Genomic DNA, 21,799 nt, shown 5'->3' with positions numbered 1-21,799 from the left:
AACCCACTGACGGATACCGCAGGTCCTTGTGGCCTGCGGAACCGAACCAAATCACCCGGCGGCGAGCCCCCCTCGCCGCCGGGTTTGATTTTTTGGGGTGAGGCCGTCGCCAGCGGCCGCACGGGTCGCCGCTCAAGCTCCCCAGCATAGCGCTCGATGTACCAGTCCTGGGCGAAGGCCGTGGCCGCCGCAAGCTCGGTCTTCCCGGTGCTTTTGCGGTGGTTTTTCTCGCCCAGGTAGGTCGAGCACTGCCACACACGGCTCCCGGGCGCCGGTAGACGTGGACCTTTTCCGCCTAGAAGCTCGTGGGTTTCGGCCCGGCATCGCGTTTCCTCGCGAGGCCGAGTGTGTAACAGGTGTGTAAGTCGGAAAGGGCGCAATCGCACTGGATCTTCTCATACAACCCTGAATACACTGGGTTTTAAGTCCGGTGCCGCTACGCCGTTGCGACTAGCTCGACGGCTATTGGTGAGGCGTTCCCCGCGCAAAGGTTCATGGCGGGGAGTGCGCCAGAACCGTTGCTGGCTCCGCGCGGTGACGATCGGAGATCAGCAGCATCGCCAAGGCGGCGGTGGCGGCGGCATAGGCGAGCTGGGTGCGTGAGACGCCCGTCCCGAACACGAACCAGATGCTCTTGAGATGCATTCGGCTGAGCTCGTCCGCGAATAGCCCGGTTCCGACTAGAACAGCTGAAGAGGTGAGAAAAACCGTCTCATCCGCGCGCCGCCGCGCCGCACCCCAAACGAGTAGGCTAAGAAAGAGGCCGGCAAACGCCAGGCGCAGATCGGCTGAGATGGCGTGCAGGAACTGCTTCGAGTCCGTGCTGAAGATCGTCAACCAGCTGCGGCTGAGGACCTGGCTGATCGCGAGGGCCAAACCGAGGGCGACAGCGACGACAGGGACCACGACGCTCCGCTTGGGGTCGAGCCAGGCGCGGATGGCGATCATCCAGGCGGCAAGGGCCGCGGGGGCCTCGATAACGTTGCGCAGAGCGTCGTAGGCGTGGAGGCTCTCCCTGCCGCTCCAATAGAACAGCGGCTGGTTCGCGCGGGTGAGCGCGGTCAGCATAAGCGCCATCGCCAGCCAGACCGATCTCGCCCTCGCGGCGTCATGCCGCCTGGCAAGCACGGCCCATACCGCAAGGAGGAGGAAGGCGAGCGGCTCCACCGCGTCGACGACATATCCCTTGAAGGTGTCCGTCCACTCTCGTCCGACAAGGCCGGAGATTTCCGGTCGCTCACCGATGGTGGGGGTGACATGGAGCCCGCCGGCCTCCGGAGATCCCGCCTCCGAGGGATCCAGCCAGGTCCGGATGGCGATCCAATGGCGTCCTGCGGGGACACCGCCTAGGTGAAAACGTTGGGGATGTATGCCGTAGGCGATGGGCGGCGTTTGGGAGAAATCACCAATCCCGCCGACGAGGCGGCCATCCCAATAGATCTGGTAAGCGCTGTCGACCATGGTCGGCCCTGCGATCGCCAGGTCGCGGGAAGCTGCGGAAAAATCAATGGGCCGCCTGTACCAGGCAAAGCCATCGTAGCCCCCATGCCCCCTGGCGCTCCAGCCGGGCATGTAGCCCTCCAGGCCGACATCGGCATCGCGCGCCTGCGGCTTCGGTGTGAGATGGACGGCTTCCCAGGCCGCGTCGTTAAAGTCTGGCCGGCTGCGTAGCGGATCGTCGCCAATGGCGAAACGCCAAAGTCCGGTCAGCGAGATGGCGCCCGAATTGGGATTCAGGACCGCCGGCGTCGCGCCTGTGGCGCGAGCTTGGCCGTCGCCGCCGAGCCAGAGGTCCACACAGCTGGCGAACGCGAGAACGAATATCAAAGATCTCAAGAGCAGCTCCGAGGCTTGACGGGTGCGCGGCGTCTGGGGCGAAAACCTCCTAGGGCCGCTCCTCGCCCGCAACGGCGAGCCGGCACGTCCACGGTGGCGTGCGACCGTCTAGCCCGCGTTACGCTGGCTCTCGTTCTGCTCCCCGTCTTGAACGAATGTGACCCTTGGAAAGAGCCAGCTCACGCCCCGGCGGGCGTCCGCGGGTCGATGGCTGATGGAGCATGCGGACACGTTTCGGTCGGTGCGGGATTTGACCCGTGAGTGGTGCATCGGTTTGAAATTGCCCTCCCATCCAGGCGGAACGGCGGTGGTCTGGGCCCATGTCAAGCGGTGACCGGAACCCGTGGCCCTGTCCCGGCCTACGCTAGCCGTCCAGCCCCTATGGCCGCGCCGGCCCCGCCTGGCGCACGGCGACCCCTGTAACCCATCGTTCCAACGCCGCAGTGTCGGCGATGTCGCCGTCATAGGCGAGCGCCGGCTCGAATGGACCGATATCGGGGTCGGCATCCACCTGCACAGCTTGGAGGGTCGAGAACATCGAATAGCCGGACGGCAGATAGATTTCGCGCACCTCGCTGTAGCGCGTCGCCGCGTCCGTCGCCTGTCCGACCTGGTAGGCGCCCAGGCTTCGGAAATCGTCGACCACAACCAAGCAGGAGCTGAAGCACTTGTTGTCGGTGAGCACGATCAAGCGGCCCTTCATGCCGTCCGGCTGGCCGCTGGCCTTGGCCGGCGCCGGCGGGCGGTCGCAATGGGTGGGTCCAGAGAAGGGCTGGCCCTTGGCATGCGCCGCCTTGGCCTGGACGATCAGGTCGCCGATGATCTTGCGGAACTCCGGGCCGTTCTGCTCGCCAAGCAGCTCCAGCAGGAACTCAAGGTTGGCGATATTGCCAGCCGAAGCGCGCCAGGTGCCGTCTCCGCCGCCGCAAGGCGTATCGGTTAGCGAGCCGAGGCGCGCCTCGACATTGCTCTTGCCGAACAGCGCTGCGGCGACCTCGCGGCCGATCAGCGACGACCCGCCGCCGTTGCCGCGCAGGTCCAAGACCACGAAGGGCGCGGCCCGCAAGGCCGCCGCTTCAGCCGCGACCTGAACCGCCACCGCCTTGCCTGGCGCGTCGAGGTCTTCCATCGCAATCCAGTAGCCATCGCCCACCTTCCTCAAGCCAAAGCCGGCGGCGCCCGCGCCCACCGCCTTCTGCAGCCGGGGCAGGAGGTCGACGCGCTTGGCCCGCAACCAGTCGAGCGTCATGGTGCGCGCGCCGCCCGCCGTCTCGAAGTCGCAGGCCTTGGGACGCGCGATGAACGGGTTCTCCTCGTCGATGAGGAGCCAGGGCGCGGCCTGGATCTGTTGCGCGCCGATCCGCCAGACCGCGCGGTAGCCGCCCAGGTTGCGGCGCGCGAACTCCGCTACGGGGATGCCGTCGCAGGCGGTGAGCGCCGCGCCCATCATGGAGTGGTTCGCTTCGTCGGTATCGGTGATCACCCAGCGCTCGCCGCGCTTACTGACGACCATCCCAGGCCAGCGCACCAGGTTGGGCAGCAAGGTTGGACGGCTCCAAATATGCTTGTCGCCCAGGCCGTTGGCGAAGGCGTTGAGCGTCGCCGCATAGCCTTGATAGGAGGTCGCCTCATGGGCGCGAGCCTGCGCCTGGGCGTGCGCCGCCTCCAGGGCGCGGCGAAAGGCCGGGTCTCCGATCTCGGGCGTTGCGCCGGGGTGATTGTCGCGGATCAGCCGATAGGCCGCTTCCACGTCCGCCGCGGTGATCGCGCCCCATCGCGGATCCGGCGGCGCCTTGAAGTCATCGATCCCCGCAGAAGGGATCTGCGCCCACGCCGCACCCGCCGACCCCGTCATCATCACGATGGCGCCAACCCAGGCGGCCATCCTCTTCACACGCCGCATCGTCATCGCTACGCCCCCCATACAGGTCATCGGCCAGTTTTAGTGCGGTTGGTCCGCGACGCCGGCCGTGGGTTGCGTCGCGGCGCCGTCGGTCGACCCTGCGTTCGCGGTCCACGTCAGGCGGTCGGTGAGCGCGGTACAAGGTCGGAGCATGCAGGAGGACTCCGAACAACGAACACTGGGGCGGGCACCCCCGTATGGACCGCCGGTCACCAGTGACGGCGAGCCGCCGCATCCACAGTGGCGTGCGACGTCTAGCCCATTACGCTGGCTGTCGTTCTGCTCGTCGTCTTGAAAGAATGTGACCTGTGGAAAGACCCAGCTCACGCCCCGGCAGGCATCCGCGGCTCGACGGCTGATGGAGCATACGGACCCGTTTCGGTCGGTGCGGGATTTCGCCGGCGAACGGATCAAACCGAGTTGGCCGAGACGAAATCGTAGGCCCTTTCGACCTTGGCGACGCGGACACTATAGGTGTCGTACCAGCGCTCACGGCCCAGCCGTTGTGCGGCAAGGTGCTCGACGTCAGCCTTCCAGGCGCTGATGGCGTGCTCATCCCGCCAGTAGGAAATGGTCAGTCCGATGTTGTCCGCGCGAGCGCTTTCGATCCCCAGGAAGCCGTCGCGGGTTGAGGCGAGCTCCTCCATCTGGCCGGCCATTTCCGCGTAGCCATGATCACCCTCCGTCCGGGTCGAGGTGAAAATCACGGCGAAGTAGGGTGGTGCGGGTGTTGCGGCGATCATGCGGCAATCAGTCCTCCATGCGCCTCTAATAGCGTCCATCCGAGCAAGCGCTTTGGCGCGATTGGAATTCCAGCCCTGGGGTCAACCGCGCTTCTCCATCGCCACCTTTCGCAAGCCGCATGGCTTCAGCCGAACGTGCAAGATGGCTTGCGATGAGCCGTCAATCTGTCGAGACGGGAGACCTGTTGCGGAACCGCTTGCCGCCCCCGCGAGGCCATTCGGCGCAAGGTGGCGCCGCCGCCCAGCGCCGCCGCTACTGTCGGCTCTGGACTGGAAAGGTCGGATCCATGAGCCGAACAGTGACGCGCGCCCAGGAACTCGAAGCGCCGGAAGAGACCGTCTTTGACCTCCTGCGGGATCCCCGGAACATCCCGCGGTGGGCGCCCAATTTCGCAGACATGGTAAATCTGGACCCGGCGTCGCCGAAATATACCGCCGCCAAAGCCGGACAAACCTTTGCTCTTCGGCTCGTCATCGCTCCGAAAGCCCGCTCGGTTGACTATCTGCGCGAGATCGCGCCCGGCCAAGAGGGCGGCGCCTTCCTGCGTGTCTTGCCGCGGCCCGGCGGAGGTAGCGTTGTCGTCATGACGGTCCCGGTGCCGCCCGACGGTGATCCGGAAAACGTCGGCGAGGTTCTGCGAGATGAGTTGGATCGCCTCGCCAAACTCTAGCGAGCGTGCGGTGCCGCCGCGGGGAGCGCGCTCGCCAATAGGTCGAACTCTGCCGATCTAATGGCCGTTCCAGCCAAACAGAAGGCCGTCTACGGCCTAACCGAAGCCTCCATCGCGCCGGTCCCCCTGCTTGCCCACATGGGCGGTCGGGGCCTGCGGCATACGCGCGCGCGCCGGAGCTCTCCATACGGGTAGAAAGCCTCGAAGACGGCGCCCTCCGTTCCCCCGTAGCCGCGCGGCTCGCCGCGGCGCTGTTGGCCGCCAGCCCGCTGTCCTCGGCGTCCGCCGGCGTGGCCCGCGCCGCCGACCCAAGCCGCAATTTCTTCGCGGCGCTGCAGGCGGCCCACGCGTCGACACCCGTCCGGCAACAGGCCGAGGCTATCTCCAAGTTGATCGGGACCTGGATGTCGAATATTTCGACATCAACAAGGCTGGCTTGACCACCCGGCGGACCGGCAGTTTATCGTCAGCTGGGTTCTGGACGGACGCGCGGTGCAGGATGTCTGGATCGTCGATCAGTCGGGGACCCGCACGACGCGCGAGGTCTACGCGGACTTGCGTTGGTTCGACCCGAAGACCGGGCCCTGGCCGGCTGTGTTCTTCGATCCGGAGCACGCGTCGGTCGCGCGCTTCACCAGTGAGCCTGCCGCAGCTGACCGGATTGTCATGCATAGCCCTGACCTTGGGACGGCCGACAGTCGACGGCGGAAAGACCTGGCGGCTTCGGTCGCAGTACCGCATGACCCGGCGCGGCCGACATTCCGAAAGTTTGAGATGAGCGGTCCGGACTAGCTGCTCAACTGGGGCGTCTCCCCCACGGACAAGGTCGACTTCGATCTGCTAGGAAACGGTCGCCTTCACCCAGATGGCGCTCGACCTTTTCCGCATCCCGTTGCCGGACCTGCATAGGATCGACCCGGGGGTCGCCCACCGGCGTGAGCATGTGGTCGCAATCTCGGACGGTGAGCCGCTCCGCGGGTGCGGCCGCATGGCCGCCGCGCAGTTCATCGCAGCGGCCTGCGCGCCGCGGACCGCATACGAAGAGGGCGGCGGATCCCTCCGCCGCCCCCGATGTTCGCCGTGGCGCGTCGACTAGAAGTCGGCGCTGAGGCCCACGAAGATGAACCGGCCCAAGGAGTCGTAGGTCTGGGGCCAGGTGTTGCCGTTGCAGGGACCGGCCGGGCAGTTCGAGGCGCCCGTGAGCGGCGGATCCTTGTCGAACAGGTTTTGCACGCCAACCCGGAAGTTCAGGTTGTTGTGGACCGTGACGTTCATCGTCAGGTCGATGTAGTTCTGAGCGGCCAGGACGCGGTCCGACTCGTACTGGATCCCTGGGTTGTTCAGCAGCGGATTGTTGCTGTAGGCGTCGAGGGTGACGCGGCCGAAATAGCGCCACTGCAGGGAGAAGCTAAGGCTCTTGACCCAGTCGCCGTAGGAGTAGGGCGTGTTCCAGGTGACCCGCATCTTATGGCGCCATTCCGGAGCGGGCACCCCGCAGGTCGTGCCGTAGAGGCCCTTACACTCGTACGAAGCGCCGCCGGGCAGAGGCTGGGTGGCCAGACTGTCCAGCCAGGTGCCGACGAAGCTGAGCGCGACCGAGCCGTTGTCGCCGAGGCCCACGCTCGACAGGTCCATGCGGTAGTCGGCGTTGAAGTCGACACCGTCGGTCTTCAGCGAACCGGTATTGAGCGTGGTGTCCTGCACGAAGCCGGTCGGGTCGAGCCACAGGGAGTTGTCGCCCGCCGCCCGGTGCACAAGGCCGCAGAACTGCGAGCTGAGCGTGGCGAGGCACTGGCTGAGGATCAGGTTCTCGCCGATCGTGCCGATGAACTGGTCGACCTTGATGTTGAAGTAGTCGACCGAAAGGTTCAGGCCCGGCGCGAACGTCGGACGCCACACTACCCCGGCGGTGTAGGTGTCGCTGATTTCCGGCTTCAGGTTCGGGTTGCCGCCGGTCTGGCCTTGGTACTGGTTGGCGGGGTTCGGCTCGATGGCCAGGACCTGGGCCGTGGTCAGGTTGAACGCCTTGGAGCAGGTGGCCACCAGCGGGTTGCCGGCGGACAGCCCGGCGCAGGGGTCGTTGGTGCCGTCCAGGACGACGTTTTGCGGCGCGAACAGTTCGACGACGTTCGGCGCGCGGACGGCGCGGTTGTAGCCGGCGCGGAAGCGCAGGCCGTCGATCACTTCCCACTCACCCGACACCTTGTAGGTATTGGTGTCGCCGATCGAAGAGTAGTCCGAGAAGCGGTAGCCGAGCTCCAGCGAGACGTCCTTGGCGAAGGGCATGTCGCTGATCAGCGGCACGCGGGCTTCGCCGAACAGTTCGTAGACGTCATAGCCGCCGTTGACGGGCGGGCTCGCGCCGCCGTTGCCGTCCACCAGGCCGTTGGTCGACAGGAAGTCGGCGGTCGAGTCCAGGTGCTCGCGGCGATATTCGGCGCCGATCGCGACACCCACGCCTTCAGACGCCCAGGGGCTCTTGAAGCCGTAGTCACCGAGCTTGCCGGTGAAAGCCAGGCTGACCACGCGCTCGGTGGTGTTGCCGGACGCGAAGCTGTCGGCGTTGAGGAACTTCAGCGCCGCCGGCGAGATGAACTGGCTGGTGAAGATGTTCAGCGGCACGCAGCCCGCGTCAGCCCCGGGCGCGCACTGCGGGCCGGTCGGCGTCTGGACGACGTTCAGGGCCTGCTGGATGCGGGTGAGGTTGAAGTTGCCGGTCTGCTGCGCGGACAGCGCCACCGCGCCGTACTGCATGTAGCCATCGTAGGTCCAGTTCTTCCCCAAGTCGCCGCGCATGCCGACGACGATCCGGTAATCCATGTGACGGAATTCGGAGTCGCGGCCGCCGCCTTCTTCCGGTTGCAGGCGGCGGGCGACGACGCCGGTGAAGGTGCCGGCGGGGTTGGCCAAGCAGCTCGTGCCCGCCGTCGAGATCAGCGAGGCGGCTTGCTGGGTGCTCAGGAGGGGGTTGGCGCAGTTGATGTTGAAGTTGCCGGCGAAGATCCCGCCCGAGGCGATCTGGGCGGTGGAGTTGTCGTCCATGAACATGGTGTCCATGTAGACTTCGGCCCACGGGGCGACCTCGTAGTGGGCGAAGGCCCCCAGGCTGTAGCGCTCGTCCGGACGCATGAAGAAGTTCTGCGGCCCGAAGTTGAAGACGTCGGCGGCCGTGCGCGGGCGGAAGGTGTTGAAGGTGGTCGGGTCGACGACGAAGTTGCCGACACGAGCAGGGAAGGCCGTACCGGAGCCGCCGCAGCCGAACTCGGCGAAGTTCGGGGTTCCGGAGTTCAACGTACACGCCGAGAAATCCCGGGTCCCTTCCAGAACCGGGTTGTTCTGGCGGTAGCTGGCGTAGGCGGTGATGTTGCCCTTGCCGTCCGGGGCGTTGGCGCCCAGCACCAGGCTGACTTCCGAACCCTCGCCGTCGAACACGCTGCTCGGGGGCAGGGCGAACTGGCTCGGATCGGTGGCGTGGGCGGCGTTGTTGCGGACGATGCCTTGGACGAAGCTGTCGCCGTTGTCGTGCTGGTAGCCCGAGTACTGGGCGTCGAGGCGCACACCTTCGAAATTCTTCAGCATGATGAAGTTGACCACGCCCGATACGGCGTCGGCGCCGTAGGTCGCCGAGGCGCCGCCGGTCAGCACGTCCACCCGTTCGACCAGGGCGGCGGGGATGAAGTTCAGGTCGGCCGCGGACGCGGCGGACGCCGATGGGTCCCCGGGCATCAGGCGGCGGCCGTCGATCAGCACCAGGGTGCGGGACGGGCCGAGGCCGCGCAGGTCGACCGTGGCGGTGCCGTTCGACGCGTTCGAGACCATCGAGCCCTGACTGGCCATGACCTGCGGCAGGGAGTTGGTGATGTCTTCGATCCGGGTGATGCCCTGGGACTTGATCTCGGCGCTGCCGACGGTGGTAACCGGCGCGATCGAGGTCAGGTTCGGCGACGGGATACGCGTCCCGGTCACCACGACCTCGGAGACTTCACCGCTGCTGGTGGTCGTGTCGGCGGCCGCGGCGCCGGTCGCCCAAACGACGCCCAAGCTCACGCCACAAAGCAAAGATGTAGACAAGAGACGATTTCGGACAGTGCTCATAACCATAGTCCCCCAAACTCCACTCAACGGTGAATATCCATAACGGCTCATACGCAAGTCGATCTGACAATTCGACCGGTCGCAGCCCAAGCCGTCGATAATCGAAGTTTATGGGCGGAGGCGACTTTGGTCGTAAGTGAATTTTACTCAGGAATTTGACTGGATGACCTCATCAGTCCATTGATGAGGCGAATTCATCTTTTCATGACGCTCGCGCAGCCATCGGCCGCATTGCGCCGACGCCATGAAAGATGCTTAAATTCAAATACTTGCTTGGATGTAGACGGGCGGATGAGCTCGGACCCGGCGCCGCCCGCCGCGCGGTCGGCGCTGTACGGCAAGCCTCCATGTGGCGCCCGGACAACACTCTCATGACACGCCGATGACATCGCACGACATCCAAGCGCTCGGCCGAAGCCGATATGGCGCGCCGCGCGAACGTTCCACCGGTGTGGCTGAGCTCGCCTGAAGGCGTGCCCGGTGTTCCCTAGTTGAGGCTGTCTCGGGCGGCGTCGTTTCGGCGACCCTCGCCCCAGCCCACGCAACTCGGCAGCGTCGCGGGCGACGCCAGCGCTTCTCCGATCCAGGCGAGGAAAAGCGCGATTTCAGGGTGCTTCGTCGAGGCGGGATTCCAAACCAGGTGGTAGGCAGACCGCGCCGGAATCTCGACCTCTCCCAACCGCACCAGGGCGCCCTCTGCGAGGTCCGCCTCGACGAGCAATCGCCGTGCGAGCGACACGCCCAGACCCGCCCTGGCCAGTTCGATCGCCAGGACGTCGGTGTCGACTTGGATCGAGGGGGCGCCCTCGCACAGCCTTCTGGGGCTCTGCGCGAACCAGAGGGACCAGGGATGCTCATGGGATTCAATGAGCAGGTGCCTTGGCGTCTGCGTCAGATCCTGCAGATGGGCGAGCCGCGGCGCGGCTACGGGACAAAGACGCTCCTGGGCGATCAGTCGGGTCGAGACGCCCAGGTCGACACCCCCGTTCGAACGGATCGCCACGTCAATCTCGCCCGCTGTGAGCGCGGCGGCTGAGACCACGCTACGCAGCTCCAGATCGATCTCGGGATGAAGCGCGCGGAACGCGCCCAGGCGCGGCGCCAGCAACCGCGTGGCGATGACGAGGTCGGCGCCGATGGAAAGCCGCGATCGCCTGAGCTCGGGTCGCTTCTCAAGGGCGTCCGTCAACAGCGCCAAGCTCGCCCTGACGCGTTTCGCGAGATTGGCGCCTTCGTGGGTGAGGGTCACCGTTCGGCCGACGCGCGCAAAGAGTTGCGCGCCCAGCCGCAACTCCAGGCCCCGAATGGCGTGGCTGATCGCACTGTGGGTCAGGTTGAGTTCGTCAGCGGCTTTACCGAAACTCTCGTGCCGGGCCGCGGCTTCGAACGCCGCGACCGCACGCAGGGATGGAGGCCTAGTCGGCAAGGCTGCGGCGCCCGGCTGAGGCGACAGCGTGGCCTTGGCTGGGGGCGAGCATCGCATCCAGGGCGTCGCGCAGGTCGCGCCCCGCCGGCGTGAGGAAGATCGCGTGGCCGCTCGCAAACCGAGACACGCGACAGGCTTCGACGAGCCCGAGCGCCGGCGGGACGGCCCAGGGCGTCCCCGCAACCCCGTTGGCGCGCAAGCTGCGCGACGCGGTCGACTGCGAGAATCCGGCCAAGGCGCACACGTGGCCCACCAAAAGCCCTTCATTCTCGGCCACAAGCAGGAACGCGATGATCTGGTGCAGATTGACCTGCGGACTGAGGGCGCGAAACGCGTCGAGCGCGCGGATGAGATCGCGCCGGGTCGCCACTAGCCCGCCTGGTAGCGTTGCATGGGAACGGGATCCGAAAGCTTCCTCAAGCCGAGCGGCTTGCGATCGCGCCGCTGTCCGATTTCAAACTGGGCGTCAGGATAGACCTTCCGTATTTCCGCGAGAAACGTCTCGAGACGCTTCTCGTGTTCCGCAGCGTCCATGAAGCACTCGGCATCCAGGCTCACCGATATTCGACCAATCAACTTAATCATGCGCCGAATGCACCTCATGCCGCGTTGCGCATCTACGCCGTATTGGCGCAAATGTTGCCCGGACTGATTTCGTTACCCTATGCCGGGTTCTATATAGGAGCGTTCCTTTTCCGGTACTTGGGGTAAATTGCGAACTTGATGGGTGAGCAGATGACTCCCACCGCCCCGGATCGCCCGCCTGGCGTGGGAGGCGCACCGCCCCAGGCGCTCAAGCTGGGAGAGACCCTGGGGGTGCGGGCGCCGGTGGTCATCGACGCTGAAGGGTGCGAAGCGGGACAAGCCCGGTGCGTCGATCCCAGCACGTCCAAGTGGGAAAATTGTTATCGCAGCCCTTGCATCGGCGTCGTGACGTCGGGCGTCTTCAACTATCGGTCATCGACCAACAGGGGGACCGTCGCCCCAGGTACGGTGCTGTTCGGCAACCTCAACGAGGAGTTCAGCTGCGAGCATCTCGACACGGTCGGAAACCGCCGGGCCTATGTGGCGCTCAATCCGGCTCTTGTCGAAGAGGTCGCCAACGCCTGCGAGGTCGACTCGGTGATGTTCACCGCCCCAGCCCTTGAGCCCTCCCCCGCCGCGACCGTCCTCTACGGGATGGTGGCCAAGATCGTCAGCGGCCGCGCGGCCAACGAGGAAAGCCTTGTCGACCTGACGGCGGCGGCCCTGCGACTTGATCGGCGCCATGGTCCGCCGCCGATCTCCTTGTCGCAGCGGGCGCGCGTAATCGAGCTCGTGTACCATCTCGAAGACACGTTCACCTTGCCCTGGTCCCTCGCCGAACTCTCGGAGATGGCGGGGTTGAGCCGCTATCACTTCATCCGGGTGTTTCGGGAGGTGACCGGCGCGAGCCCCCGGCAGTACCTGATCAGTGCGCGGATGCGGGCGGCGACGGACAGGCTTCTGACCCCCGCCGAACCCGTCACGTCCGTCGCCCTGGCGGCCGGGTTCAATGACATCTCCCATTTCAACAATGAGTTTCGCAAGGTGTTCGGCGTGTCGCCCAGTCAGTGGCGGCGCGCCGCCTGTCAAACCGGGCGAGACGCCGAGCGTCCACGCCCGCTCTTCGCGGCCGAACGCCGGCGCCACTGATCGCGCGAAGAAGCCGAGCCCGCTTTGCGATCGATCCCGGCGCCTTCGCCTGGCGACCAACGCCCCCATCCCGCTCAGGCCACCGACAGAACAAGACGAAGGAAGCGCCGATGGGCGGCGGCGGGACCCTGCCCGTTCGGAGCGAGACGGCACGGCGACAAGCTGCAGGTCGTCGCTATCGATCAGATCGCCGATGGCAAGGGCGCCGCGCGCTTCGGATGGCGGAGAACAACAAGCGTCTTGAAGCTTCGCACCTGGTCCTCGGCGTCGAGCGCCCGGCGCGTGAACGCGTCGTAAGCCGACATGTCTTGGGCGGCGACGTGTAGCACCAGGTCGTGATCCCCGGTGACGTACCAAACATCGATGACCTCGTCCGCGGCGTTCAGCTTGGCGACGAGGTCGTCGATAATACGGCCCCGGTCACGCTCCAACGTCACTAAGACGACCATCGTGATGGGCCACCCCATCACGCCCGGCGCCACCAACGCCACCTCGCGCTCAATGGCGCCGGCCTCCCGCAGCGCGCGAATGCGTCGATAGCAAGCGGGCGGCGACAAGCCGACGTTCTCTGCGAGCTCTTCCATGGGTGTCCGAACGTTCCCCTGGAGCAAGGTCAGGATGCGCAAATCGAAGCTGTCCAGAGGTGTCATCCGATAATATTTATCGCAAGGCAGGCAAAGTCGATCACCTTTGTTGGGGGGCGCAGATAGAATCTCGCGGAATCTGCCGCTTCACGACCGCGCTCGCCGGGGACGCCCTTGCTGATCTTGAATACGCTCGACACCTACCGCACGCCGCTCGACGCTGCGGACAGCGCGATGTTGGGCGGCGGCGCCGCCGAGCCGGTGATGCGCTTCGTCCGAGGCCGAGACGCGTATTCGCCGACGCCTCTGCTATCGTTGCCCGGCTTGGCGGGTGCGCTGGGTCTCGCGTCGCTCAGGCTGAAGGACGAGAGCCGCCGTTTTGGCCTTGGCAGCTTCAAAGCGCTGGGCGGCGCCTACGCTGTGGCATGCCTCGCCGTCGAGGCCGCTTCCGAGCGTACGAACCCTCCGCTCGACATCGCGGATTGGCGAAGCCCCGCGGTCACTGATGCCGCGGCGCAAATGACCGTGGTCTGCGCGACCGCCGGCAACCACGGCTGCTCCGTCGCCTACGGCGCGCAGCGCGTCGGGGCCAAATGCGTGGTCTTCGTCCCCGCCGGCGCCAACGCGCAGCGGGCCGACCGCATCGCGCGCTATGGCGCCGACGTCGTCCGAACCCCGGGCAACTATGATGACGCGGTCGCTGAGGCGTCGCGCGCCGCCGAAGCGTCCGGCTGGATCGTGGTGTCCGACACATCGTGGCCCGGATATGAGCGCATCCCGCGCCTTGTCATGCAGGGCTACACCTTGATGCTGCGCGAGGTGATCACAGAGCTGGCGGCGCCCCCAACCCATGTGTTCATCCAGGCGGGCGTCGGAGGCGTGGCGGCATCGGTTTCAGCGCACTTTGCCGAGGTCTATGGCGCGACCCGGCCCTTTGTAACGGTGGTCGAACCCTCGCAGGCGGCCTGCGTGTTCGAAAGCGCGCGGGCGACGCGCCCGGTGACGATCCCCCCCGGCAGGTCCACCATGATGGCGATGCTCGACTGCCACAGGCCCTCGCTCGTCGCCTGGGGCGTCCTGTCGCGGGCCGCGGACGCGTTCATGACGCTCGAGGACGAGGACGCCGTCGCGGGAATGCGGCGGCTTGCGCGCCCGCTGTGCGACGATCCGGCGACGGTCGCCGGCGAAAGCGGGGGCATTGGCCTTGCGGCGCTGCTGCACGTCGCGGGCGATCCAGAGCTACGGACCGCCATCGGCCTCGACTCGGATTCCCGCGTGCTTCTGATCAATACGGAGGGGGCGATCGATCCTGAGCGTTACCGGGACCTCGTCGGAGCCTCGCCCGCGGCGGTCGCGCGGAACACGCCGGGCCGCGCCTCTCTGGACGCATGATCAATATGTCCGGCCCCAGACCCGATATCGCACGCCCGAGCCGCCGGTCGTTGGTCGCGGGATCGGCCGCCTTGCTTGTCGCCGGTTGCACGACACCGCGGACGGCGGCAAGCGCGTGGCCCGCTTCGCGGCCGCAGCCGGAGATCGGAACGTTCGGATTCGACGTCGACGGCATGGACCGGTCGGTCGCGCCCGGCGACGACTTCGTCCGCTACGCGGTGGGCAAGTGGATCGACGCGACAGAAATCCCCGCGGACCGATCCAGCCTGGGCAGCGTCGCCATCATCAAGGAGAAGGCCGCGGCGCGCGTCCGCGGGATTATCGAAGATGCAGCCAAGGCGCCCGCGCCCGAGGGTTCGGACGCCCGCAAGATCGGCGACTACTTCACATCCTTCATGGACGAGGCGCGGATCGAGCAGCTCGGTGTTGATCCGCTCAAGGCGGACCTGGCGTCCCTCGCCGCGATCAACAGCCACAGGGATCTGTCAGCCGCCCTCGGCGCCTCGATCCGGTGCGACGTCGACGTGCTGAACCTGGGCGTGTTCTACACACCCCATATCATGAGCCTCTGGGTCGCCGAGGATCTGGACGACGCCACCCTATACCGTCCCTACCTGCTGCAGGGTGGGCTCGGCATGCCGGACCGCGAATACTATCTTGGCGCGAACCCGCGCTATGCCGATCTGCGCGCGACGTACGAGGCGCACATCGCCAACATGCTTCGGCTGGCGCGATTTGCGGAACCCGAGGCGAGCGCCCGGCGCGTGATGGCCCTCGAGATTGCGATCGCCAGGGCGCACGTCTCGCTGACCGACACGATCGATGTCGCCAAGGGGAACACGGTGTGGCGGCGCGCAGACCTGCCGTCCAAAGCGCCTGGCCTGGATTGGACAGCCTTTCTCACGACCGCCGGTCTGGACGCTCAGCCGCGGTTCGGCGTCTGGCAACCGACCGCGCTCGCCGGCATCTCGAGGTTGACGGCGAGCGAGCCCCTGCCGGCCTGGAAGGACTATCTGGCGTTCCACACGATCGAGGCGGCCGCGCCATATCTGTCAAAGGCGTTCGCTGACGAACACTTCGCGTTCAACGGTCGGGCGGTTTCCGATACACCTCAACAACCCGCGCGCTGGAAGCGGGGCGTAGACGACACCTCCTCGGCGCTTGGCGAGGCGGTCGGCAAACTCTACGTCGCGAAATTCCTCCCGCCGCAAGCCAAGGCTCAGGCCCAGGAGATGGCGGGAAACGTCCTAAGGGCCTTCGGGGCGAGGCTGGACCGCCTGGACTGGATGAGTCCTGAGACCAAGGTTCAGGCCAAACGAAAGCTGGCCAACTTCCGGGTGATGGTGGGCTATCCCGACAAATGGCGCGACTATGCGGGCCTGCAGGTCGTCCGAGGCGACGCCCATGGCAACTGGCGCCGCGCCGGCCTCTTCGACTACCACCGCAACCTCGCCAAGCTGGGGCGTCCGGTGGACCGCGGCGAGTGGTTCATGACGCCCCAGACGGTCAACGCGCTCTTCGCCCCCTGCCAGAATTCCGTGACCTTACCCGCGGCGATCCTCGCGGCGACCTTCTTCGATCCGAACGCCGACGCGGCCGTGAACTACGGCGCCCTGGGCGCGGGCCTGGGCCACGAGGTGACCCACGGCTTCGATGACAACGGGGCGTTGTTCGACGCCGACGGCAACCTGAAAAACTGGTGGACCCCCGCCGACATGGACCATTTCCGGGCCCAGTCGAAGAAGCTGGCCGATCAGTACTCAGCCTACGCACCGCTGCCGGGCCTGCATATCAACGGTGAGCAGACCTCAACGGAGAATATCGCCGACCTCGGCGGCCTGGCCACCGCCTGGGACGCTTACCAGCTCTCCCTGACCGGCCGGCCGGCGCCGACGATCGAGGGGTTCACCGCGCAGCAGCGCTTCCTCCTCGGCTTCGCGCAGAACCTTCGGGCCAAGTACCGCGAGGGCGCGCTGCGCCGGCAGATCGTCACCGACATCCTTCCGCCAACCCCGTACCGCGCGCTGACGGTGCGAAACCTCGACGCCTGGTATGTGACGTTCGCCGTGAAGCCGGGACAAAAGCTCTACCTCGCGCCTGCCGACCGGGTGTGGATCTGGTAGCCGCGACCAGGGACCCTCGCGATCTTTGAAGTCCTGAGCCGCCCCCGGCTTGGCCATGGCGATCGTCGACTTACGGACCGGCTTGCGGGCGTGCATTGCCGCCAGTCGCGGTCGGCCGCATCGGGCGGGGCGGATTTGTGTCGCCACGGATGGGAGGGCGCGGATCGACCGTTCACGTCGGCCTTGGGGTGCCCCAGGCTCACACCGAGAGGCCCGGGTCGCCTTCGATGACCTGCTGGTCCAGCTTGGGGCGTTCGCCCGGCCGCCACGCCGCCGCCGTATGGCGAACGCGGTAGCGGAGGGGGCCGCCATCCGGTGTGGTGGCGCGGGTGATCGGCCGCGGAATGCAGACGAAGTCGCTTTGCAAGGCGGCCTGGCTGGCGGTGATCACGGCATAACCGTGTCCGCCCATGTCCACGAACTCCAGATGCGGCGCATTCTCGGGATTGCTCATCCGGTGCGCCGCGGCGAGGTCACCGGTTTTGGCATATTCGAGCGCACTTCTGACGCCGTGTTTAAGCGTCAAGTTGATCGTCGCCTCCGGCTTGCCGGTCTCACGCTCGCTGACGAAAAGCGAACGGAGCGGGTGCCCCTTCATCCCATGCTCCACCGCCTCGGCCATGCCCGGCGCCGAAATCGAGCCGCAGATGAAGGCGACACCGACAGGCTCGAACGTCTTCGGAGGCAGCGCCTTCGCAGCATATCCGGCCCAGAAGCTGTGCCGATCTCCGGACACGATCGCGAATCCGCTGACGCCGGCGTCGCGGACGAAGTCGTAAAGCTCCGCCCGTTCATTCAGCGCGCCGCTGAAATCGCCACTGCCGAAACAGGCGTAGCCCTGGCCGGGCCAGGGCGCCGTCAGACCCTGGGGCAGGTTCTGCGGATCGGCTCGCATATCGAGCGTGCCGTTGGTCGCGCCCCACACCTTCCAGGTGGCCTTCGACGCGGCGAGCGTGTGCTTCAGCCAGGCCTTCTGCTCTCGTCCCAGCACCGTGAACGGCGGATCGTTGCGGGCGAAGTTCTCGACACTCTTGTCGCCGACGCGGATCGACGGCGGCGGGTTGCCGCTGTTGTAGCTTCGCCCGGCATCGAGGATCTCCAGCACCTCCAGGGGCATGAGGGTGGGGAAGGTCTTGTCGTCGAAGGCGTCGGCTTCGTTGCGCGAACTCGGATCCTCCATGGTGTAGCTGTGGAGGTCGCTGAGGATGAGCTCAAGGTGACGGCCATACCGCATCGCCCGATAGGCGGTCATGCTCGCCAACGCCGCGTGATTGTTCGGTTCGTCGCCGAGGCCGTCCTGATCCACCTGCAGGATTGGGGCGTTCTCCACCGTGGGTCCGTCGAATCTGTCCAGCTTAGGGCCCGAGGACTTGCGCACGCGCGATGGAATGTACTCCCACCAGGCTTGGTTGGCCGCCACCCGCAATTTCTGAGCCGGCTCGGCCTTGCCGTCATACTTGATGATGGTCTGCCAGCCCTGCCACGAGAACTCGTGGTTGTCGCCGATGCAGACGAACGGGAAATAGGCCCGGGCGTCCTGGATGTCCGGATCGTTGATGTGGGCGCGGTAGACCATCCGATAGCCGTCGAGGGTGGTCGGCACGTGAAAGTTATCGACCTTCCGCGCCTCGGGAATGCGACCGATGTTGTAGACCGTGCGATCGTAGCGGTGCGCGACCTCGTCGGGGTACTCAACCACCTCGTAGATGAAATCGCCAAGGTGGAGCACGAAGCCGAGCCGCTGATCGGGGGCGGCGCGGCGATCCTCCCAAATCATGCGTCGGAAGGCGTTCTGCGCGCCCTCGTTCACGCTCTGGCACGACACGAAGGCGAAGCGCGTAGGCCCTGGATCCTCGAGCTCCGGCGCGGTGATCGTCCGGCCGATGCGGCTGCCGGCACCGTCGCTGTCGGTGAACCGGTACCAGTAGACTCGATGGGGCTGGAGGCCCCCCACCAACACGCGCCCCGTCCAATCCGACGCCTCGGCGATCGATACGCGAGACCGCGCCACGACCTTGTCGAACGCCTCGTCCTCCGCGACCTCGACTTGCAGCACCGCCTGCCCGCGCTCGTCAGCGTAGGGACGCCGCGTCCAGAGGATGACGCTGGAGGGCTCTGGATCGCCGGACGCGACACCCTGCGGATAGAGGTCACGCCGCTCGGTCCATGGTCTGCGCGACCTTGCTGCCACAGGGCGCGCCCAGGCGGCTGCGGCGCCGAGGGCGGCGGCGGAAGCGATGAAGGCGCGACGATTGGACAGGCTCATGAGCCCTCTTAGATCCTGCGAAGCTGCCCGGCTTGAACGCAGTTGACTTCTTGGACTGGTCAGTTCTCGTAAGATGTCGTTGGCGCGGCGAGGGACGGCCTCCGGAACCCGGCTCGGTATGTACAGATGCATCAAGTTCGGCGTCGACCGGCTCCCTACCGGCAACGTGGCTCGGCACATCCATCGCGAGGGATACGCCACCATCATCCTGTCAGGCGGCTTCATCGAGGCGGCGTTTGCGGGGCGGGTTCGGGCGGAGCCGGGCATGGCTCTTCTGCATGGCGCGTTCGATTGCCACGCCAACGTCGGGTCCGCCCGAAGTGGCCCGACCATCATTCGACTTCCGTGGCGCGGCGACGGCCCTGAGGGGCCCTATCGGGTCAGCGACCCAGATCTCCTCGCGCGATTGGCGGAGCGAGACCCGGTCGAAGCCGCCTGCGCGCTCGAAGAGTCCATGGAGCAAATAGCGCCGCTTGCCGAGTCGTGGTCGGATCGGCTCGCGGAAGCGCTGCGATGCAACGGCGTCGCTAGGCTGCGGACCTGGGCGGACCAGCAGGGGTTAAGCCCATCCTCCGTTTCACGGGGTTTCCGGGAGGCCTATCAGGTCTCGCCGCAGCGCTTCCAGCTGGAAGCGCGCACACGCATGGCATGGCGCCGCATCGTCACCGAAAGGACCTCCCTGACTAGCATCGCTCACGAGTGCGCGTTTTCCGACTTGGCGCACATGAGCCGCAGCGTCGCGGCCATGATGGGCGCTTGGCCAACTGCGTGGCGAAACCCTCGCGCGCTTGAGGGCCGCGACGCGACAAGCTGAGGATCATTGCCCCCGGAACCGACGCACGCAACGCGCCACCCCGTGGGCGTGGCGTACGCCCCTGCCCAATGGTCGATGAGGCGCCACGCCTCGCTGAAGGGCGGTGAAGGGAGCGGAGCGTGCAGCCCGTCCCCTTTTGGACCGATGGATGAGGAGCAGCACGAAGGTCCTCCGATCGCGCACCGGCCCCGTGACGTGGGGATGGACGCCATCTGCGAACGCGGGCCTTCCCTGTTGCGCTCAGCTTTTGGCGCCCGCCAGGATCGGGCCGCCATTACCCGCCTGGAGCAGGACGGCGGTCTTCAGCCCCGTCGGTCCCATGGGCACCGCAAAAGATTTGACGCCGCCGGCCCAGTCTCCGAGGCGTTTCAGCTCGCGCACCGCATGCTGAACGGTCAACGTTTTGCCGCCGTTCTCGCCGCGCTTGATCGGCACCGTTATGGGGTTGGGCTCATAGCGGAGCAGCCACACGACGGCGGTGTGGGCAGGCGCAGCCCCGCTGATCGCGACACTCCCAGCTTCCAGCGTCACTTGCGGCCCGCCGGCCGGCAAGGCGGCGCGCTTCAGAGCGGCCTCGATGTCGGGCACGCTCTGGCCCACGACATCCAGCCGGCCGTTGATCACCACCTGCGGCGTGGCGACATTGCTGTGTTTGAGGCCTCTCGCGTAAGCCCATTGGCGCTCGGTGAACTTTGACTGGGCGAAGGTGTCCTTCCAGCCCTGAGAATCCCAGTAGGTGACCCCGTAGGACAGTGTCAGAAGCTCCGGACGCGCCGATAGCTGCGCCACGGCCGCGTCAGCCGGCGGGCAGGACGCGCAGCCCTGGCTCGTGAACAGCTCCACGACCTGAATGGGGGCCTGAGCCGAAGCTCCGCCGGCGACCGCCGCCGCCATCAGCGCGCCAGCCACCGCAGCAAGGCGTTTCATCTTGTCTTCTCCTTCAAAGCTAGAGCACGCGCGCACTCGGCGCCTCGGTCTGATGGCGTCCAAAGCTTCGCTGCGGACCTCTGGGCCTAACCGGGGCGTCTTGGCCGGGGCGGCCCAAGGGCCGGCGCCGGTGAAACTTAGAACGGCCGACGGCGCGCCGCCGTGGCGACAGGATTTTCAACATCTCACGATCCTCCCGGCCAACCGAGCGTAAGCAGAGCGGATCGCCGCTGGCCCGTCGCTTCTTGACGGATGAAGTCGGTCCGGTGTTCGCCGATCTAGGAGACAAGCTGGGGAAACGGTTCAGGCGCGTTTCCTGCGCCGCTCAGTCAAGCCGTTCCAGCCAGTGATCGACGAAACCCTTCCTGTAGGCGACCGGCGGTCGTCTCTCGTCGCGCGGCCGACTTGCGGCGGAACCGTTTTCGTCTGAAGCTGTCGGCGCGTATCCAGCGGGTCGCCGTCGAACGGCAGGCAATGGAGCTGGCCTCAGTCCATCCCGAGCCGCCCGATCTGGTGCGCCCCATGCTGATCGCCCGAGGCGCGCTGCGCGAGCAACCTTATGACCCTAACGCCCACACTCCTCACGTTCGATATTTTTGGCACAGTGCTCGACTGGAGGACTGGACTCTACGGCTCCTGCGAACGCGCCGGCCGGCCGCTTAAAGAAGGGGAGTTTGACCGCATCGTAGACGATCAAGGCGAACTCGAAGGCGGAGCTTTTCTCGACTACGCGACAATCACAAGCCGCAGCGTGATGAACGTCATCGGGTTGTCCGAGGCCAAGGCACAGCTGGTTGGAGCGGAAGTTGGACGATGGCCGCTCTATCCAGATGCGCGCGTTCTGTCCCGTCTCATGGACATCGTTCCTTGCATGGCGATGACGAATAGCGACCGCCTTCACGGCGAAGATATTCAGGCTCAACTTTGTTTCAGACTTAGTGATTGGCTCTGCGCTGAGGAGGCGCAGGTCTACAAACCCAATCCAGATTTCTGGCATCAGATGAGCGCCCGTTCAGGTGTGGCCCTCGGCCGTGACTGGTGGCACGTCTCCGCCTACGCCGACTATGATCTAGCCGTCGCCAATGAGCTTGGCTTGACCAGTGTATTTGTTGATCGCCCCCATTCGCGACCCGGCCCTGCGGCCCACACTGTAAGAACCCTGACGGACCTGTTGGCGTTGGTAGCCGCATGAGGCTGCGGTTCACTGCGAACCGCCCTTCGCAAAGTCTGCTTCCGCGCCAACTCACCCGGTCATCGTCATGACGGGCCATGCGGCCTTATGCGAATGGCCATGCAGGCGGGCATGAAGCCCATGCAGCGTTCGAGCACCGCGACGCCTCACCGG

Annotated in this window: 17 protein-coding genes; 7 read left to right on the top strand and 10 right to left on the bottom strand. The window is 66.2% G+C overall.

Annotated elements, in window-relative coordinates:
• Window positions 1-492: 492 nt before the first annotated feature.
• The 3 genes from E8A49_RS15120 to E8A49_RS15110 all read right to left on the bottom strand — a co-directional run bounded on the left by E8A49_RS15120 (window position 493) and on the right by E8A49_RS15110 (window position 4,482).
• Window positions 493-1,836: a hypothetical protein gene (locus E8A49_RS15120; RefSeq protein WP_293382956.1), complete on the bottom strand. Its 1,344-nt coding sequence runs from the start codon at window positions 1,834-1,836 to the stop codon at window positions 493-495.
• Between the two features lie 379 nt (window positions 1,837-2,215).
• Window positions 2,216-3,721: a S41 family peptidase gene (locus E8A49_RS15115; protein ID WP_293382953.1), complete on the bottom strand. Its 1,506-nt coding sequence runs from the start codon at window positions 3,719-3,721 to the stop codon at window positions 2,216-2,218.
• Window positions 3,722-4,149: 428 nt separating this feature from the next.
• A complete protein-coding gene (locus E8A49_RS15110) occupies window positions 4,150-4,482 on the bottom strand; it encodes an antibiotic biosynthesis monooxygenase (protein WP_293382950.1) in 333 nt (110 codons plus the stop codon).
• A gap of 287 nt (window positions 4,483-4,769) precedes the next feature.
• On the opposite strand from E8A49_RS15110, the gene E8A49_RS15105 reads away from it, so the two are divergent.
• Complete coding sequence (locus tag E8A49_RS15105; protein WP_293382947.1) at window positions 4,770-5,153, top strand: SRPBCC family protein; 384 nt, start codon at window positions 4,770-4,772, stop codon at window positions 5,151-5,153.
• Window positions 5,154-5,645: 492 nt separating this feature from the next.
• The gene (locus E8A49_RS15100; protein WP_293382944.1) at window positions 5,646-5,945 is read left to right on the top strand and encodes a hypothetical protein; all 300 of its coding nucleotides are present in this window, start codon (window positions 5,646-5,648) and stop codon (window positions 5,943-5,945) included.
• Window positions 5,946-6,245: 300 nt separating this feature from the next.
• On the opposite strand, the gene E8A49_RS15095 is transcribed toward E8A49_RS15100, so the two are convergent.
• The 4 genes from E8A49_RS15095 to E8A49_RS15080 all read right to left on the bottom strand — a co-directional run bounded on the left by E8A49_RS15095 (window position 6,246) and on the right by E8A49_RS15080 (window position 11,259).
• Complete coding sequence (locus tag E8A49_RS15095) at window positions 6,246-9,200, bottom strand: TonB-dependent siderophore receptor (protein ID WP_293382941.1); 2,955 nt, start codon at window positions 9,198-9,200, stop codon at window positions 6,246-6,248.
• Between the two features lie 535 nt (window positions 9,201-9,735).
• Window positions 9,736-10,674, bottom strand: coding sequence for a LysR substrate-binding domain-containing protein (locus E8A49_RS15090; RefSeq protein WP_293382938.1), 939 nt, complete (start codon window positions 10,672-10,674; stop codon window positions 9,736-9,738).
• On the bottom strand, window positions 10,664-11,044 hold the full coding sequence (locus tag E8A49_RS15085; protein WP_293382935.1) for a hypothetical protein: 381 nt from the start codon (window positions 11,042-11,044) through the stop codon (window positions 10,664-10,666). The genes E8A49_RS15090 and E8A49_RS15085 overlap by 11 nt, the downstream gene beginning before the upstream one ends.
• A complete protein-coding gene (locus tag E8A49_RS15080) occupies window positions 11,044-11,259 on the bottom strand; it encodes a hypothetical protein (RefSeq protein ID WP_293382932.1) in 216 nt (71 codons plus the stop codon). The genes E8A49_RS15085 and E8A49_RS15080 overlap by 1 nt, the downstream gene beginning before the upstream one ends.
• A 138-nt stretch (window positions 11,260-11,397) precedes the next feature.
• Between E8A49_RS15080 and E8A49_RS15075 the strand changes: the two genes are divergently transcribed.
• Window positions 11,398-12,348 carry an AraC family transcriptional regulator gene (locus E8A49_RS15075; RefSeq protein ID WP_293382929.1) on the top strand — a complete coding sequence of 317 codons (951 nt, stop codon included), beginning with the start codon at window positions 11,398-11,400 and terminating at the stop codon, window positions 12,346-12,348.
• A 182-nt stretch (window positions 12,349-12,530) separates the two neighbouring features.
• On the opposite strand, the gene E8A49_RS15070 is transcribed toward E8A49_RS15075, so the two are convergent.
• The gene (locus E8A49_RS15070; protein ID WP_293382926.1) at window positions 12,531-12,998 is read right to left on the bottom strand and encodes an Lrp/AsnC family transcriptional regulator; all 468 of its coding nucleotides are present in this window, start codon (window positions 12,996-12,998) and stop codon (window positions 12,531-12,533) included.
• A 108-nt stretch (window positions 12,999-13,106) separates the two neighbouring features.
• Here E8A49_RS15070 and E8A49_RS15065 point away from each other — a divergent pair, with 108 nt between their 5' ends.
• Entirely contained in the window at window positions 13,107-14,324 is a 1,218-nt protein-coding gene (locus tag E8A49_RS15065; protein ID WP_293382923.1) for a diaminopropionate ammonia-lyase, read from the top strand.
• Window positions 14,321-16,447, top strand: a complete 2,127-nt coding sequence (locus tag E8A49_RS15060; RefSeq protein ID WP_293382920.1) for a M13 family metallopeptidase — start codon at window positions 14,321-14,323, stop codon at window positions 16,445-16,447. Before E8A49_RS15065 ends, E8A49_RS15060 begins: the two co-directional genes overlap by 4 nt.
• A gap of 199 nt (window positions 16,448-16,646) precedes the next feature.
• Here E8A49_RS15060 and E8A49_RS15055 read toward each other — a convergent pair whose 3' ends face one another.
• The gene (locus E8A49_RS15055; protein ID WP_293382917.1) at window positions 16,647-18,713 is read right to left on the bottom strand and encodes an alkaline phosphatase D family protein; all 2,067 of its coding nucleotides are present in this window, start codon (window positions 18,711-18,713) and stop codon (window positions 16,647-16,649) included.
• 118 nt (window positions 18,714-18,831) lie between these two features.
• Here E8A49_RS15055 and E8A49_RS15050 point away from each other — a divergent pair, with 118 nt between their 5' ends.
• On the top strand, window positions 18,832-19,527 hold the full coding sequence (locus tag E8A49_RS15050) for an AraC family transcriptional regulator (RefSeq protein WP_293382915.1): 696 nt from the start codon (window positions 18,832-18,834) through the stop codon (window positions 19,525-19,527).
• A 240-nt stretch (window positions 19,528-19,767) separates the two neighbouring features.
• Here E8A49_RS15050 and E8A49_RS15045 read toward each other — a convergent pair whose 3' ends face one another.
• Window positions 19,768-20,454, bottom strand: a complete 687-nt coding sequence (locus E8A49_RS15045) for a thioredoxin family protein (RefSeq protein ID WP_293382912.1) — start codon at window positions 20,452-20,454, stop codon at window positions 19,768-19,770.
• A 559-nt stretch (window positions 20,455-21,013) separates the two neighbouring features.
• Between E8A49_RS15045 and E8A49_RS15040 the strand changes: the two genes are divergently transcribed.
• Window positions 21,014-21,646 (top strand): hypothetical protein, encoded by a 633-nt coding sequence (locus E8A49_RS15040; protein WP_293382909.1) that lies wholly within the window; start codon window positions 21,014-21,016, stop codon window positions 21,644-21,646.
• Window positions 21,647-21,799 lie beyond the last annotated feature (153 nt).

The organism is Phenylobacterium sp., assembly GCF_004799515.1.
In the GTDB taxonomy this organism is placed as follows: Bacteria; Pseudomonadota; Alphaproteobacteria; order Caulobacterales; family Caulobacteraceae; genus Phenylobacterium.
This window is presented reverse-complemented; position numbering and strand designations above follow the sequence as displayed.

Excerpts from the sequence above, each read along its gene's own strand:
- E8A49_RS15115 (WP_293382953.1), bottom strand. The coding sequence starts at position 3,721 with ATGGCCGCCTGGGTTGGCGCCATCGTGATGATGACGGGGTCGGCGGGT.
- E8A49_RS15110 (WP_293382950.1), bottom strand. The coding sequence starts at position 4,482 with ATGATCGCCGCAACACCCGCACCACCCTACTTCGCCGTGATTTTCACC.
- E8A49_RS15105 (WP_293382947.1), top strand. The coding sequence starts at position 4,770 with ATGAGCCGAACAGTGACGCGCGCCCAGGAACTCGAAGCGCCGGAAGAG.
- E8A49_RS15080 (WP_293382932.1), bottom strand. The coding sequence starts at position 11,259 with ATGATTAAGTTGATTGGTCGAATATCGGTGAGCCTGGATGCCGAGTGC.
- E8A49_RS15075 (WP_293382929.1), top strand. The coding sequence starts at position 11,398 with ATGGGTGAGCAGATGACTCCCACCGCCCCGGATCGCCCGCCTGGCGTG.
- E8A49_RS15070 (WP_293382926.1), bottom strand. The coding sequence starts at position 12,998 with ATGACACCTCTGGACAGCTTCGATTTGCGCATCCTGACCTTGCTCCAG.
- E8A49_RS15060 (WP_293382920.1), top strand. The coding sequence starts at position 14,321 with ATGATCAATATGTCCGGCCCCAGACCCGATATCGCACGCCCGAGCCGC.
- E8A49_RS15055 (WP_293382917.1), bottom strand. The coding sequence starts at position 18,713 with ATGAGCCTGTCCAATCGTCGCGCCTTCATCGCTTCCGCCGCCGCCCTC.
- E8A49_RS15050 (WP_293382915.1), top strand. The coding sequence starts at position 18,832 with ATGTACAGATGCATCAAGTTCGGCGTCGACCGGCTCCCTACCGGCAAC.
- E8A49_RS15045 (WP_293382912.1), bottom strand. The coding sequence starts at position 20,454 with ATGAAACGCCTTGCTGCGGTGGCTGGCGCGCTGATGGCGGCGGCGGTC.
- E8A49_RS15040 (WP_293382909.1), top strand. The coding sequence starts at position 21,014 with ATGACCCTAACGCCCACACTCCTCACGTTCGATATTTTTGGCACAGTG.